Origin of the sequence: Citrobacter sp. Cb041 (genome assembly GCF_030336655.1) — a bacterium.
Classification (GTDB): Bacteria; Pseudomonadota; Gammaproteobacteria; order Enterobacterales; family Enterobacteriaceae; genus Citrobacter; species Citrobacter braakii.
Map to the genome: position 1 here is coordinate 1 of NZ_JAOWDD010000033.1, position 14994 is coordinate 14994.

At 52.9% G+C, this 14994-nt stretch carries 17 protein-coding genes; 5 read left to right on the forward strand and 12 right to left on the reverse strand.

Translation table 11 applies throughout. The features are described from left to right. The 3 genes from tuf to bfr form a co-directional block, all read left to right on the forward strand. Nucleotides 1-1086, forward strand: a 1086-nt coding sequence (gene tuf / locus OGV52_RS07410) for an elongation factor Tu (RefSeq protein WP_131348470.1), incomplete at its 5' end; no start/stop codon positions are given. Nucleotides 1087-1271: 185 nt separating this feature from the next. After that, a complete protein-coding gene (bfd, locus tag OGV52_RS07415; RefSeq protein WP_003031111.1) occupies nucleotides 1272-1466 on the forward strand; it encodes a bacterioferritin-associated ferredoxin in 195 nt (64 codons plus the stop codon). 71 nt (nucleotides 1467-1537) lie between these two features. Beyond that, nucleotides 1538-2011 (forward strand): bacterioferritin, encoded by a 474-nt coding sequence (gene bfr, locus OGV52_RS07420; protein WP_016154761.1) that lies wholly within the window; start codon nucleotides 1538-1540, stop codon nucleotides 2009-2011. 37 nt (nucleotides 2012-2048) lie between these two features. Here the strand turns inward: bfr and OGV52_RS07425 are convergent, their stop codons facing one another. Genes OGV52_RS07425 through gspC form a run of 12 tightly spaced genes read right to left on the reverse strand, consistent with a single transcriptional unit; the run spans nucleotide 2049 to nucleotide 12816 of the window. Next, entirely contained in the window at nucleotides 2049-2828 is a 780-nt protein-coding gene (locus tag OGV52_RS07425) for a prepilin peptidase (protein ID WP_235117474.1), read from the reverse strand. Beyond that, a complete protein-coding gene (locus OGV52_RS07430) occupies nucleotides 2825-3292 on the reverse strand; it encodes a type II secretion system protein M (RefSeq protein WP_153689959.1) in 468 nt (155 codons plus the stop codon). Before OGV52_RS07430 ends, OGV52_RS07425 begins: the two co-directional genes overlap by 4 nt. Continuing rightward, nucleotides 3289-4434, reverse strand: a complete 1146-nt coding sequence (gene gspL / locus OGV52_RS07435) for a type II secretion system protein GspL (protein WP_287108294.1) — start codon at nucleotides 4432-4434, stop codon at nucleotides 3289-3291. The genes OGV52_RS07430 and gspL overlap by 4 nt, the downstream gene beginning before the upstream one ends. A 10-nt stretch (nucleotides 4435-4444) precedes the next feature. Continuing rightward, nucleotides 4445-5431, reverse strand: a complete 987-nt coding sequence (gene gspK / locus OGV52_RS07440; RefSeq protein ID WP_287108296.1) for a type II secretion system minor pseudopilin GspK — start codon at nucleotides 5429-5431, stop codon at nucleotides 4445-4447. After that, nucleotides 5428-6000 (reverse strand): type II secretion system protein GspJ, encoded by a 573-nt coding sequence (locus OGV52_RS07445; RefSeq protein ID WP_287108297.1) that lies wholly within the window; start codon nucleotides 5998-6000, stop codon nucleotides 5428-5430. The genes gspK and OGV52_RS07445 overlap by 4 nt, the downstream gene beginning before the upstream one ends. Further along, nucleotides 5984-6370 carry a type II secretion system minor pseudopilin GspI gene (gene gspI, locus OGV52_RS07450; RefSeq protein WP_153689963.1) on the reverse strand — a complete coding sequence of 129 codons (387 nt, stop codon included), beginning with the start codon at nucleotides 6368-6370 and terminating at the stop codon, nucleotides 5984-5986. Before gspI ends, OGV52_RS07445 begins: the two co-directional genes overlap by 17 nt. Next, on the reverse strand, nucleotides 6367-6858 hold the full coding sequence (gene gspH / locus OGV52_RS07455) for a type II secretion system minor pseudopilin GspH (protein WP_047501496.1): 492 nt from the start codon (nucleotides 6856-6858) through the stop codon (nucleotides 6367-6369). Before gspH ends, gspI begins: the two co-directional genes overlap by 4 nt. Nucleotides 6859-6863: 5 nt before the next feature. Beyond that, nucleotides 6864-7301 carry a type II secretion system major pseudopilin GspG gene (gspG, locus tag OGV52_RS07460; RefSeq protein ID WP_016154753.1) on the reverse strand — a complete coding sequence of 146 codons (438 nt, stop codon included), beginning with the start codon at nucleotides 7299-7301 and terminating at the stop codon, nucleotides 6864-6866. A 9-nt stretch (nucleotides 7302-7310) separates the two neighbouring features. After that, the gene (gene gspF / locus OGV52_RS07465; protein ID WP_287108298.1) at nucleotides 7311-8522 is read right to left on the reverse strand and encodes a type II secretion system inner membrane protein GspF; all 1212 of its coding nucleotides are present in this window, start codon (nucleotides 8520-8522) and stop codon (nucleotides 7311-7313) included. Continuing rightward, complete coding sequence (gene gspE, locus OGV52_RS07470) at nucleotides 8519-10009, reverse strand: type II secretion system ATPase GspE (protein WP_287108299.1); 1491 nt, start codon at nucleotides 10007-10009, stop codon at nucleotides 8519-8521. Before gspE ends, gspF begins: the two co-directional genes overlap by 4 nt. A 6-nt stretch (nucleotides 10010-10015) precedes the next feature. Next, on the reverse strand, nucleotides 10016-12001 hold the full coding sequence (gene gspD / locus OGV52_RS07475; RefSeq protein WP_448839186.1) for a type II secretion system secretin GspD: 1986 nt from the start codon (nucleotides 11999-12001) through the stop codon (nucleotides 10016-10018). A gap of 17 nt (nucleotides 12002-12018) precedes the next feature. Next, nucleotides 12019-12816 (reverse strand): type II secretion system protein GspC, encoded by a 798-nt coding sequence (gene gspC, locus OGV52_RS07480; protein WP_287108300.1) that lies wholly within the window; start codon nucleotides 12814-12816, stop codon nucleotides 12019-12021. A 166-nt stretch (nucleotides 12817-12982) separates the two neighbouring features. Here gspC and OGV52_RS07485 point away from each other — a divergent pair, with 166 nt between their 5' ends. Next, the gene (locus OGV52_RS07485; protein WP_287108302.1) at nucleotides 12983-14497 is read left to right on the forward strand and encodes a peptidoglycan-binding protein; all 1515 of its coding nucleotides are present in this window, start codon (nucleotides 12983-12985) and stop codon (nucleotides 14495-14497) included. Beyond that, entirely contained in the window at nucleotides 14497-14880 is a 384-nt protein-coding gene (locus tag OGV52_RS07490; protein ID WP_103767385.1) for a type II secretion system protein GspB, cryptic system variant, read from the forward strand. Before OGV52_RS07485 ends, OGV52_RS07490 begins: the two co-directional genes overlap by 1 nt. Nucleotides 14881-14994: the final 114 nt, after the last annotated feature.

Below are 14994 nucleotides of genomic sequence, written 5' to 3' on the forward strand. Positions count from 1 at the left end.
ACCGTACTGGCTAAAACCTACGGCGGTGCTGCTCGTGCATTCGACCAGATCGATAACGCGCCGGAAGAAAAAGCTCGTGGTATCACCATCAACACTTCTCACGTTGAATATGACACCCCGACTCGCCACTACGCACACGTAGACTGCCCGGGCCACGCCGACTATGTTAAAAACATGATCACCGGTGCTGCGCAGATGGACGGCGCGATCCTGGTTGTTGCTGCGACTGACGGCCCGATGCCGCAGACTCGTGAGCACATCCTGCTGGGTCGTCAGGTAGGCGTTCCGTACATCATCGTGTTCCTGAACAAATGCGACATGGTTGATGACGAAGAGCTGCTGGAACTGGTAGAAATGGAAGTTCGTGAACTTCTGTCTCAGTACGATTTCCCGGGTGACGACACTCCGATCGTTCGTGGTTCTGCTCTGAAAGCGCTGGAAGGCGAAGCAGAGTGGGAAGCGAAAATCATCGAACTGGCTGGCTTCCTGGATTCTTACATCCCGGAACCAGAGCGTGCGATTGACAAGCCGTTCCTGCTGCCTATCGAAGACGTATTCTCCATCTCCGGTCGCGGTACCGTTGTTACCGGTCGTGTAGAGCGCGGTATCATCAAAGTTGGTGAAGAAGTTGAAATCGTTGGTATCAAAGAGACTGCTAAGTCTACCTGTACTGGCGTTGAAATGTTCCGCAAACTGCTGGACGAAGGCCGTGCTGGTGAGAACGTTGGTGTTCTGCTGCGTGGTATCAAACGTGAAGAAATCGAACGTGGTCAGGTCCTGGCTAAGCCGGGCTCTATCAAGCCGCACACCAAGTTCGAATCTGAAGTGTACATTCTGTCCAAAGACGAAGGCGGCCGTCATACTCCGTTCTTCAAAGGCTACCGTCCGCAGTTCTACTTCCGTACTACTGACGTGACTGGTACCATCGAACTGCCGGAAGGCGTTGAGATGGTAATGCCGGGCGACAACATCAAAATGGTTGTTACCCTGATCCACCCAATCGCGATGGACGACGGTCTGCGTTTCGCAATCCGTGAAGGCGGCCGTACTGTTGGTGCGGGCGTTGTTGCTAAAGTAATGAGCTAATTATTGATTAATTAGCTTTGAGCTTAAAAAGGGCGCTTCGGCGCCCTTTTTGCTGTCCACGATTTAGCAGTTGTCATATTTATTCGCATTTTTCATTCATTCTCCCGCTGCGTAAATAGCGTTGTGCTATTGTAATCATAACTATTCTCATTTACACTTTGCGCAGAAATTGAACGGGAGCGATCATGTACGTTTGTTTGTGTAATGCGATAAGTGATAAAAAAATACGTCAGGCTGTTCGCCAGTTTCATCCTCAGTCCTTTCAGCAATTGCGTAAATTTATTCCTGTTGGAAATCAATGCGGTAAGTGCATTCGTGCTGCCCGCGAAGTCATGCAGGATGAATTAACGCAAATGCCAGAATTTAAAGAGATCGCCTAAGTCACACTCTTTTTTTTGACATCCCTGTAGCCCCATCTACGCTCTAAGAGTGGAAGCGGAGGGACTATAAAATGAAAGGTGATGTTAAAATCATAAATTATCTCAATAAACTATTGGGAAATGAGCTTGTCGCAATCAACCAGTATTTTCTCCATGCTCGTATGTTCAAAAACTGGGGACTGACTCGCCTCAATGATGTTGAGTACCATGAATCTATCGATGAGATGAAACACGCTGATAAATATATCGAGCGTATTTTATTCTTAGAAGGGCTCCCAAACTTACAGGATCTTGGTAAGTTGGGTATAGGCGAAGATGTTGAAGAGATGCTGCAATCCGATCTTCGACTCGAACTCGATGGGGCTAAAGATTTACGTGAAGCCATTGCCTATGCCGACAGCGTCCATGACTACGTTAGCCGGGATATGATGATCGAAATCCTTGCTGATGAAGAAGGTCACATTGACTGGCTGGAAACGGAGTTGGATCTGCTCCAGAAGATGGGACTTCAGAACTATCTTCAGGCACAGATTCGCGAAGCGTAGACGCACACTTTGCAGAGCGGCAGGCCTGCCGCTCATTTCAGTACCCGATAACACCTGAGCTTTGCGCGCTGAAAATCAACCAGCCTGCCAGTCCAAGCCACGGACCGAATGCGATAAGCGGTATCGACGTCCTTCGGGTAAGGCGTAGGATCAGCCACCAGACAATGCCCAGCAATGATGCAGCGAGTAAAATGGGCGGTAGCGCTGGCCATCCACACCAGGCACCCATCGCCGCCAGTAGCTTAGCGTCACCCAGGCCGATGCCCTCTTTTCCCGCAAGTATTTTGCATCCCCACCAGACCAGCCATAGCGTCAGATAGCCAGCGACAGCGCCGTACAGCGCGTCGGGTAACATCTCTCTGTCGTAAACGCTGTGATATAGCAGACCGAGCCAGAGCAGCGGCTGCGTCAGCACATCCGGCAGCAGGTACGTCCGGAGATCAATTTGCGCCAGGGCGAAAATAAACCAGAACAGCGTCATGATGGCAATTGCATCTGATATTGAAGAGACAAATGCGGCGCTAAGCGCAAAAATACAAGAACACGCCAGTTCAGTCAGTGGGTAACGCCATGAAATGGGCTGAGCGCAGGCCTGGCAACGCCCCCGCTGCCACAGCCAACTGAATAGTGGAATAGTATTACGCACCGATAGCCTGTGCTGGCAGTGTGGACAGTGCGACGGAGGCCAGGCGATATTCCATGTTTCGCTGTGCCGATGCTCAATCATGATCGGCAGTCGATAAACCACTACATTCATAAAGCTGCCGACTATCAGCCCGACAAGCGCCATTGCTGCAATGTTAATGAGTTCCGTCATTTCCCCACCGGATAGAGTTCAAGGGCTTCCACCGCAATCTCCCCGGCGACCGGGCGGGCGCTAAACGTGAGTTGCGAAACCTGTATTCCCTCATTTTGTAGGGTATTAAGCCACGCAAATAATGGTTCGGTTTTAACAACGGGAAGCGAGATCGCAAAATGATCGGGAGTGGATGTCACAACGCTGATATTCAGACCTGCCTGCTGCGCGCTATGTTGTATCAGTGCCGGATCGGTCTTTGTGCCCGGTCTGCTGGCAACTAATCCGCGACGCTGAATCGCCTCATTTACCCACTGGATCTCACTCCTGAGACGATCATTTTCCTGTCCCTGCTGTGCAATAGCGTTATCCAGGGGCTGAACCACGCCGTACCAGAATCCCGCCAGCAGACAGAAAACGGCGAGGAATATCAGACTGCGTTGCTCTCTGCCGTTTTTTTCGCTCCACCAGCTATTCATATTCATTTGCGCTCCTTCAGGGTCAGCCGGACGCTACCTGTCGTCCCTTCTGGCGGTTGAGTCAGGATAAATTCGTCGTTTGTCTGCACCATAAAGCGGCGAAGATGTTCCGGATCGCGAACGTTGAGCGTCAGGGTAAAAAGGCGTTGTTCGAGCCGGTAGTTGACCTCGCGGATGGTAAGCCCCGGCAATGTGCTTAATCGGGTCTGAAGCTGAGTCAGTAACGTCAGCACATCCGGATAGCGATCCCTCGCGGACGATTCGAAGAAATATTTAAAATTGTTGTTGCGGTTATCACCTGGGAAATAGCGGTTCCACAGGATGGCACCTTCCGCTGAGAGCACCTGTTTCTGTTGATGAAGCTGCCAGAGCATCACCCCTTTCAGCCCTGAGAAGAGCGCTATCGCCAGGGCAAATGTTGCTATGGCGGCATATTTCAGCAGACGCGGGGTCGGTTGTGTCGGGGGCGAAGGGCGGAAGCTGCCGTGTAATACGTTAATGTCCTGAATATTATCGCCATTGCAGGCGCACGCCAGCGGCGGCTGCCAGTCAAGGTATTCGACATAAGCGTGAGGCACAGGAAGTGGGCTGGCGCTGATGATTTTTTGCTCTGTATGGCTGGCGAGTAAATGCGTGAGCAGTGCCTCACTCAGCACGCCTGTTTTCCACGCGTCGTAACGGATTAACCATCGCTCATCTTGTTGTAGCAGACTCCAGCTATCCGTGACATACGGCAGCCAGAAACCATCCGGAACGATATGCGTCAACGTCACGCCAGCTGTGCGGAAAGTCGTCAATAGATCGTTCAGCGTGGTCCTGGCGATCCCGGCGAGATGGAGCGTGTTTTCTTCTCTGGCGAGAACCGTCCAGTGCAGGCTATCTGTATCACCGACAACGGCGTCCTCCACCAGCCAGCCCAGCGTTTGTTCACTGATTTTGTAGTTTTCCGTCGGTAATTCGACGCGGCGAAAACAGAAATAATCAGGCGACAGGAACAGGCAGGCGTTACCGGCATCCGGCAGGTCGGCCAGCGCGTTTGGCTGGAGGTAATCCGCCTGTTCAACAATAACCGGAAGTTGTGCCTCGTTGGGGCAGCACCATTCCATTTTTCCCGGCAGCGGACGTAGCAGTAATGTGTCTGGCGTCATTTAGTTCCCTTTAATGGTCGCGCGCCACGCTTTTGCGGGCTGTAATAAACAGAGCCTTTCTTTTGGGATCGTATTCCAGCTGGCTGATGGTGCTCCCGGCGCTATCGCCCTGTTCGATAGTCGTTTCAAGGCGGAAGTAACGACTGGTCGCCACCGCAATGCTTTTGAATGTGGTCTGCGACAGCTTATGAGCCGGATTATCCTTATCGAATGTCTTTAACAACGTCTCAATGCTGATTTTGCGTCCTTTGCGTGGGGTATCAAAAAAGCGCTCAATCTCGCGTGGCGGGACAGCATTATTGAGCATCGCCGCAAGCAACGGTGCATCCCGGCGCGTCAGGGTGTTGATGTTGATTTTTAGCTCATCATCAGGCAGCGCGCAGAGTCGCGGGGAGATTTGCTGGTAAAGAGAAAGCGTCATCCCTTTGATTTGTTTGAGCTCACTGATTGACCAGATACGTCGTCCGCCAATGGTGTGGGGGTCGTTACTTGTTTGGTAATACTCATTTTCGGCACCGGAGGCGCGTGGAATATCGTCGTTATCGATGTAGTCGGCGATAGCATCAACCAGCGCCTCAGCCTGGGCATTGGTGACGCCAATGTTGTCCAGCAGCGCGAGAAAGACGCTCATGCTGGCGGGCGGCTCTTTCATTCGGTCGGTCGGGGCGTTAATCAGCGCATTAATGTTGTAACAGGCCTGCTCGTCAGATAGCTGCCAGCTAACAACATCGCCGCTGGCGAGCTGAATACGCTGCGGCTGCGCCCAGAGCTGCTCGTGAGTGAGGTATTTCTCATTATCCCGCAGGTCCTGTTCAAGAATACGCATGGCCTGGCTTTCAGCCAGCTCTGCCAGCCAGTTTTGCTGTAGCCGCATCCTGGTGTAGCTGGTGCGTTTGAGGTTGATCTGGTAGCGCACGGTCATTTCGCTGGCCAGCGCCGCCATAATTGCCAGGATCATCAGCACTACCAGCAGCGCCACGCCCTTTTGCCGGGTCATTGCTGTTCTCCTGGCTGGCGGTTCTCTGGCAACAGCGTCAGACGAGTTATCGTGCCGGAATCAGCTAGTTTAAGAGTGACTTCCATCGCGCCAGGAGATGGGATTGTCGCCGTGTCCGTCCACGCTTTCTCTTTACTGTTGTAATAACGCAACGTGAAGGCGTTCACACCATTGAGCATCGGCTGAGTGATGGCCGGAGTTGCATCTTCCGGGTAGCGCCAGAGCGTGCGGTATAAGGTATGATCCTGCAGATACCACTGAACTCGCTGGATATCGGGCGCGCAGCAGGCGCCAGGATAACTGTTACTGCTGGCTGTCGTCAGCATCAGCGTCTCTTTTTCGCCCTGCAATTGGGTTACCGGCACCCGCTGTCGGATATCTTTATCCAGCAAATTGACGGTACGCACGATAGCGGAAAAACGCTGCTGATGCTTTTTGGTCTGCTCGTTACTGTCAATTGTCGTTGTCAGCATCTGCGCCGTCAGCAGGCTGAGCATGGCGAACAGAGCAATAGCCAGTAAAACTTCCAGCAGGGTAAAGCCGCGCTGTTTCTCAGGGCCGGGAGACATTTTGCGGTCCTCCTTGCGGCGAGGGAATAAAGCGCTGCAGGCGGATCTGCTGTTTGTCCTCAAGAGCGACGTCTGCTGTCCAGGTGCTGAGGCCAGAAGCATCGGCGGGTGAGACTGTTAACGACCAGTCCCAGCGGCGTTTACCCATTATGCTGCTGCCTGTGGCGGTTTTAGCGGGGCTCTGCCCGGCCAGTTGATAGGTTTTGAGCGTATTATCCGCTACCCAACCGGCAAGCACCTGTTCTTCCATTTTTGCGGTGGCGCTAACCTGGCCATGCAGGCTGTTGAGTAGCGCGAGAGAGCAGGTGGCGAAAATGAATATAGCCAGGAGCACTTCCAGAAGCGTCATTCCTGATTGCCTTTGGCTCATCGGCTGTCGCCTCGGGTGAGCACCAGCGGCAGCCCGCCGGTACTGGCGAGCGTGAACAGCAGCGTATTATTTTTACGGCTGCGGATGTGTAGCGTAAACGGCGTAATTTCACCGTCCGGGTGAATCAGAATTTGCGGCGTGCCGACGGATTGCCTGGCGAGCGACGCTGGGAACAGAGCCACCTGCCAGTCATTTTCCCACTTGCCCTCGGTCGCCAGGCGATAGAACTGGGTTGGCGTCTGCCAGCGATTGCCAATCGGTGTGACGATGCGCCAGCCTTGTTCGCGGATCTCAATACCGGTACTGCGGTCCTCCATGGTTGACCAGTCGGCGGCATATTCAGTCAGTGCCGCCAGCTGTTCGGCTGCAGTAATAGCTTTCGCGGTATCATTTTGTCGCCCGTAGGTCATCATCACCAGCGAGGCGCCAAGCGCGATAATCGTCAGCACCAGAATGACTTCCAGTAGCGTGAATCCCTTCTGCCTCATTCCGATTATTTCGCTTTACCCAGTTCCCAGTTAGTAATGTCGTCAGCGGTGCCGGGTTCACCGTCCTGACCTGCGGAGAGAATATCGTAATCGCCGTGTTCACCGGGGCTTACCAGCAGATACTCATTACCCCAGGGATCCTGTGGCAGACGCTTGATATAGCCCTTCGCGTTATAATTTTCCGGGATTGGGCTGGCGGTCGGTTTTTCGACCAGCGCCTTTAGCCCCTGCGCCGTCAGCGGATAGCGATAGTTATCCAGTTTGTACATATCCAGCGCATTCTCCAGTGCCACGATGTCGCTGACGGCTTTCTGGTGATCGGCTTTGTCTTTATTGCCCATTAAACTGGGGACGACCAGGCTTGCGAGGATGCCCAAAATAACCAGCACCACCATCATCTCCAGCAGCGTAAATCCTCGCTGCTTATGTGCATCACTATTCACGTTTTATCCTTAACTTACCAATGAGTTGAGTTGCAAAATGGGTTGCAGAACCGAGACGATGATGAACAGCACAATCATCGCCATCGTAATAATCAGCGCGGGTTCAAACAGCGCCAGCGTCAGCGCAATTCGGTTTTGTAGCAGTGTTTCCTGCTGGTCGGCGGCGCGCGCCATTAGCTCGCTGAGCTGGCCGCTTTTTTCCCCGGAGGCAATCATGTAGAGCATCATCGGCGGGAAGAGATCGCATTTTTCCAGGGCGAGATGAAAGCCTGAACCCTGGCGCACGCGCTCCGCGGCCTGACCCAGCCGCTGACTAATTTCTCGGTTACCGATGCCTTCGGTTGCCAGCGTCATCCCTTCCAGCAGCGGAACGCCGCTGATATTGAGAATGCTCAGGGTGCGCAGATAACGGGCGCAGTGGATAGCGCGCAGCAGGGCGCGACTGGGTTTGAAATCAAGAAGCCAGCGGTCAAGCAGATGCCGTTTGCCGGGACGGGTGAGCCAGTGGCGAAACAGGAAAAAGGCAATCAGCAGCAATGCGATTACCCACAATCCGTAGTCGCGTATGGCACCACTGATTGCCAGCAACACGCGCGTGGACATCGGCAGCGCTTCTTTCATATGCAGAAACTGCTCCACGATTTTGGGCACTACGGTGGTGAGCAGGATAGCGACGACGGCGATCGCCACGCTGGTCAGCAGGGAAGGATAAATCAGTGACTGGATGAGTTTACTGCGCGTTGCCTGGCGTAACTCATTGTAGTCAGACAGCTTTTCCAGCACACAGCCGAGCTGTCCGCTTTTTTCACCGGCTTTCACCAGCGTGCGGTAAATGGAATCGAAGATCCGCGGCCAGGCGGCCAGCGATTCGGAAAGCGTATGTCCGGCGAGGATCCGTTCGCGCAGGTCGTGTAGCACCAGCCCCAGTTTATTATTTTTGTTCTGCCGGCCAATAACAAACAGCGCCTCTTCAAGCGGTAGCGAAGCGTTGGCCAGTGTGGCGAGCTGGCGGGTGAACAGCGCCAGTTCACTGCCGCTAAGCCGTAAACGAGGCGTTTTTTTTACCGTCCGTAACAGCGAAATGACCTTTTTCTCATTTAACACCAGCGGGTGCAGACCCTGGGCGCGCAGCGCCTCGCGCGCCTCTTTGCTGCTGGCGGCATCCAGCGTTCCACGGTGAGTCGTGCCGCTGTCATCCATTGCCTGCCATTGATATTTCATCGTGTATCCTCTTGCGCAGAGGTGACGCGCATGACTTCCTCAAGCGTGGTCTCGCCTGCCAGCACGCGCAGCAGGCCGTTCTCCCGCAGGCTCCGGCTTTGCTGGCGCAGGCACTGCTCCAGGGCGTGTTCATCGGCGTCGCGATGGATGATGCTGCGCATAGTTTTATCCACCAGCATAATTTCATGAATCGCCAGTCGCCCCTGGTAGCCAGTTCCCCGACATTCGCCGCATCCGCAAGCCTGCCAGATTGTCTGAGCGGTGGGATCGAGCGCGTGCAGGAGGGATTTCTGAGAGTCAGGAATGGGAGCATGCACGCGGCAGGCCGGACAGAGGCGACGCACCAGGCGTTGGGCGATAACGCCGCTTAGCGATGATGAGAGCAGGAAAGGTTCAACGCCCATGTCCCGTAATCGGGTGATCGCACCGCAGGCGCTGTTAGTGTGCAGGGTGGAAAGCACCAGATGTCCGGTGAGCGATGCCTGAACCGCTATCTGCGCGGTTTCGGCGTCACGAATTTCGCCGACCATGACGATGTCCGGATCCTGGCGCAGGATGGCACGCAGTCCCCTGGCGAAAGACATATCCACCCGGCTGTTTACCTGGGTTTGTCCGACGCCTTCCAGCTCGTACTCGATGGGATCTTCGACGGTCAGGATATTACGCTGGGGGGAATTCAGCTCGGCGAGAATCGCATACAGCGTGGTGCTTTTTCCCGAACCTGTCGGGCCGGTGACGAGAATGATGCCGTGCGGCTGCTGTACTAAACCCTTCAGCCGCAGGCTATCCACCGCCGATAGCCCCATATTCTCCAGCGTCAGGCGCAGACTGTTTTTATCCAGCAGACGCAATACAGCTCTTTCGCCGTACTGCGAGGGCAACGTCGAAACGCGGACGTCAATATTTTTGCGTCCGAGGCGCAGGGAAATACGCCCATCCTGCGGCAGTCGTTTTTCGGCAATATCCAGTCGCGCCATGACTTTGATACGTGAAATCAGCAGCGGCGCCAGTTTTTTAGCGGGCTGAAGGACTGGCTTGAGGACACCATCGATACGAAAACGCACCACCAGCGATTTTTCGAAGGTTTCGATATGCACATCCGACGCGCCTTCCCTCACGGCTTCATGAAGAACCGCGTTGATCAGGCGGATAACCGGTGCGTCGTTTTCATCACTGAGTAGATCGGCATTGTCGGGTAACTCCTCGCTCAGCGCCGTCAGGTCGATCTCCTGATCGATATCCTGGGCAATCTGCCGGGACTCTCCGGCGCCGTGCTGGAAAAGTTGATCCAGGTGGTCGTCAAATTGCGCTGGCGTCAGGCGGCTGAAGCGCTGACAGGCAACGCTGGCCTCGAGCACGTTTTCCAGCGGTGTGTCGGTGCGGTAGAACAATTCATCCGCCGCGACCGCGATACCAAATTTTTGCCCCTGCGCGTAATTAAGCGGCAGAGGATGCTGGGGAGGAATGCGCGTCCATAAGTCAGTCATGTTGGATCATTCCCGGAAGGGATTGCGCGATGGCTGGTCGTTGGGCGCGTCGGTCGGCACATCGAAATTCAGCTCTTTAAGCATCGGGCGTTCTTCGTCCTTCACGCCGACCAATCCACTGGATTGCTTATCAATACGCTGCTGCTGTAACTCACGAAATCGGGTGTATTTATCCTTTGAGAGCGAACGATAAACCTCGTCGTCGCGAATAATGGTCGGCCTGATAAAGACCATCAAATTACGCTTCGCATTTTCCGTTGAGGTGTAGCGGAATAGCTGTCCGAGAACAGGGATATCGCCCAGCAGCGGTACTTTGGAAACCTGCTCTTTGCTTGAATCATCCAGCAGGCCACCCAGTACCACGGTTTCGCCACTTTTGACCAGCACGGCATTCTGGATAGTGCGGGTGTTGAACGTTGGGCCGAGATCGCTGGCGTTACCGGAAGCGGTATCGACGCTCGACACTTCCTGCTCGATCTCCATCAGCACCGCGTCGCCTTCGTTGATTTGCGGTGTGACCTTCAGTTTGGTGCCGACGGTTTTACGTTCGACCGTATTAAAGACGTTGTCGCCAGAGGTCGTTTGCGAGCCGGAAAGCACCGGCACATCCTGGCCGACATTAAACGACGCTTCTTTGTTATCCAGCGTCACAATGCTGGGGGTGGCGAGGATATCGTTTTTGTTGTCGGAGGAGATCGCGGTGAGCAGGACGCTCCAGTCCCCCTCAAAGAAGCCCGTCGCCAGGCCGTTAAAACTGCTTAACGCGCTGGCAATAGGGTTGTCGCTGGTCATCGAACCATTTTTATCAAACTGGCGCGCGCCTCTTGATGCGTCGAAAATCGGCAGCCCCGTTTTGGTAAACTGCTGACCGCCGACGTTGCTGTTGGCCCACTGCACGCCAAGATTCAGGCCGTTGCCATCCTGGACTTCCACAATGATGGCTTCAACCAGTACCTGTGCGCGGCGAATATCCAGACGAGCGATGACTTTTTCCAGCTCCTGCATGGTGCTCTGGTCTGCGGTAATGACCACCGAGTTGGTTTGTTCATCGGCGTTAATCGAGACATCCCGGGAAGGGGTAGCCACGCTCTGCGAAGACGACTGCTTGTCTTCCGTCAGTTTGGTTGACACGCCGGTCAGCACTTCAACGATTTTAGTGGCTTTGGCGTATTTCAAATAGAACACGCGAGTATTGCCCTGCGTGGTCTGTTCGATATCCAGTTTAGCGATTAAAGATTTCATCCGCTGGCGCACATTGTCCGGCCCGCTGATAAGAAGGGCGTTGGTGCGCTTGTCGGCGACAATTTTAGGCAGCAGGATCTGCGTTGGGTTTTCCTTTGACTCTTCGCGAATCAGGCTGTTAATTACATCAGATAAATCAACTGCCGAGGCGTAGCGCAGTTTGATAAGCTCACGTTCCTGAGTACCGATAACATCGACCCGTTTCACAACCTCAAGGATGCGATTGACTATATTGGCTTTGCCGGTGATCAACAGCGCATTAGAAGGATCATAATGTACGACGTTGCCGATGCCGCCGCTGTCCATCATCTGGCGTAATAGCGGAGCCAGATCGCGTACCGGGACATTTTTCAGCGCCACGACGCGGGTGATAAATTCATCGCCGACCGCTGGTTGCGACTGTGCCAATACTTTCCCCGGCGCGGTCTTAAGCGTTGCGGAGCGAACAACCTTCAGCAGGCCGTTATCCAGGGTGATAACCGAGTAGCCGTAGATATCGAGAACGCTGAGAAAAAACTGGTAGTATTCCTCCTCGTTGAAACTGTCAAAGCTGCGAACGGAGATTTTTCCCTGGACGGACGGATCGATCAGAATGGTTTTGCCCATTTGCTTACTGACCGAGGTAATAAACTCCCGGAGATCCGCATCCTGGAAGTTTGCCGAATATTGCGCTGACATGGTTTGAAATGGAAAGGCGAAAAACTGGAGCGCCAATATCCATGCAGCCGTTTTTTTAATTCCTTTGCGCAATTTTGTCGTCCTTAAGGTTAATCATTCTCAGTAACGGATACATTCACCAACGCTTCCTGACCGTTTCGTATCACGGTAAACTGGGCAGAGTTTAAGGTTACAAATTCCTGTAGTGCCGCTTTTGCTGACGTTTCCTGAGTTAGCGGATGGTTGTTCATTTTGATCGCAATATCGCCAGGCCTGAGTCCGGTTGCTATAAAACGTTCAACCGGACCACGGGCGTTTAATCTGACGCCCTGTAGCGCTTCCTGCTGATAGATAAAGTTGGTAATAATGATGTCGCTGAGGGAATGTGGCGCGCTGTCATGTGGCAGCGATGGTGCCGGCACCCTGGAGGATATATCAGGCTCATCAATAAAAGCGATGCGTTGCCGGGAGCCATTGTTATCAATCGTCACGCTATTATTATCAATGTCCGTAATTTTTACGTCAGGGAGATCGTCAAGTTTATCTCCGGTACTGTAAAATTTTGCTTTCTCATCAATGGTGATAATAGCCTGTGAACGTGTTTTTAGCGTGCTCGCAATAATGCCATTTAGCTGGAGATTGAGCATCGAATTTTTAATTGAAACATCTTCTTTATTATCAGTCGCGTTTTCCTTACTGTTTTTCGGTAAATTCATTGGCAGCCTGAGGACAACGGACGTTATTGAGTGACTGGTTTTGTTTTTCGTATTGATGGAATCAATAAATAATCTATAGGCATATAACGAATGAATAATAACAATGACACCGACAAAAAACATAACGCAGTACAGCACATCGTTACGCTTTCTCTTAAATATAAAGGTAAATTGCTTCGCGATAACATCCATTGTTAATAGCATGCCTGTTCTTTTCGGGAGAAGCATGATATAGGCTTACTTTCAGGTTTTCAATTTAATCGTCGGAACATGTCGTTTAATTCAAATATAAAAAATTGATAATATTTACCTGACATATAATAAGTTAAATACCCGCATCAATTACTGGAACTTATCGATGACTGAACGCGAATTACCGTATGCAATTTACTTTTTTTCGCAACATACCCTTATCAAGAATATCTTTATTCATGAGCTGGGCGCTGGCGATGTGGGCGTATTATGCGGCAAACCGGGGTGTGGTAAATCGACGCTTATTTATCAGTTAGGTAAGGATTTTCCCGGCAGGGTAGTGGTGTTTACCGCCACTGGTTTCTCTGGTTTCTGTCAATTGACACACACGGCGTGTACGCACGGAAAACTCCAGCCAGACTGGCGAGATGTGAGAATTAGCCGTTTCTGGTCAACGCTGATGCCTGCCCTTAGTCCGGCAACGCAACCAATAATAATTGTCATTGATAATGCTGACGCGCTCGCCAGACATCTTCCGGCATTTGTCGATAATTTCCGTCATCTGGCGGCTTCATTTGACGCTGGCGCCAGCTTGCTACTGGTGGGGGGCGAAGCGCTCAGGCGTAACCGACGACTTAAACGGCGTGTTACGCTGTCGGCGAGCATCGCTGCGCCGACGGACGATGAATATCTTGATTTTATGCATCAACAGCAACTGCGTGAGGCGGATGGCGAGCCTGTGCGGATGCGTCATGAATTTGTGCGCAAAGCGGTTCGGGCAGTGCAGGGAAACCTGGCGTTGCTGGGGCGCATCGCCCGGGCGGCGAGAAAAATAGCAACGGACAGGCAAGCGGATGTGTTAACCGCTCAACAGGAAAGATTGTTGCTGGAAACATTTACTCTCCGTTCTTGCGTATTGCGCAAGGGAATACTGCCCGGACTTTACGCTGCGCTGGCTTTGACGTTCGGCTGGCTGGCGGTCGATGTTTTTCCCCTTCAACTTCCTGTGCACGCCGGATTAACGGTGGCGATGACGCAAAAAAAGGAAAACCTGCCGGATATTGGCGACGCACGGGGAGGATTACGCGATGCCATGCAGCAATTATTCAGCGTCTGGGGATTCGACACAGCGCATGACGAGGCATGGTGTGACCAGGCCGATCGCGCTGAGTTGGTGTGCGAAAGCGGCAAGGAACGTTTAGATAACCTCATCAGGCGCGGGTTGCCGTGGATTGCGCATTTGAATATCGATAAACAACCGGTCTACGGTGTTGTGATGCGTGTATCAGGAAACGAGCTGGATCTTATCATTGATAATAAAACCTGGATCGTCAGCCAGGAGTGGCTGGCGAAGCACTGGCAGGGAAATTATACCCTGATGCTCAATTTAACGCCTGACAGGAAAATGCAGATCGGTGAAAAGAGTCCGGCGGAAACCATCATCTGGTTTGATACGATGCTGAGCCGCGCGCTGGGCGTTCCCGGCGATAAATCAGGCTCATGGACGCCATGGTTAATCGAAAAGGTCAAAGCATTCCAGCAGCGGGAGAATTTGCCTGTGGATGGTAAGCCGGGAAAAGAGACGCTGATAAGGCTGCGTCAGAGTCTTGGAGACGCGCCGGTATTAATCAATGAGTCGGCACCTGTGCTAACACATGCGCCGTCTAAGGAGCGAGTGTGATGATGCGAATCTATCAACCCATTGATGCGAAAACAGTGTCGAGTTGCCGCTGGCGGCAGGCGCTGCGTTCCTGTTGCTGGCTGTTGTGGGTCAGCCTGATGCTAATGTGCGGCTACTACGGACATTATGTCTGGTTGGTGCGCCATCCGACAACCGCCACGCAGGGAGTGCCCGATTCTCAGGCGTATCGACTCTCGGATGTGCATTACATTTTTAAGCAGAAACCTCTGCCGATACGCATCGATTTACCCACCCAGAACGAAGAGGGTGACAGTATGTTGGAAGAGATACCCTATGATGAAGCGTCCGAGCAGGAAGTGCCGGATGGCGAAGTATTGCGCTCACGTGTGCAACAAGCGCTGAGAGAAATCGATGGCAAATAGCCATAATCACTTGCATCCGTACTGGCTATACGTATAATACGCCAGCCTGTCAAATCTGACGGGTAGTTCGATATGAACTGTGGCGGTTTACCGTCAACAACGCTCCCAATCAGG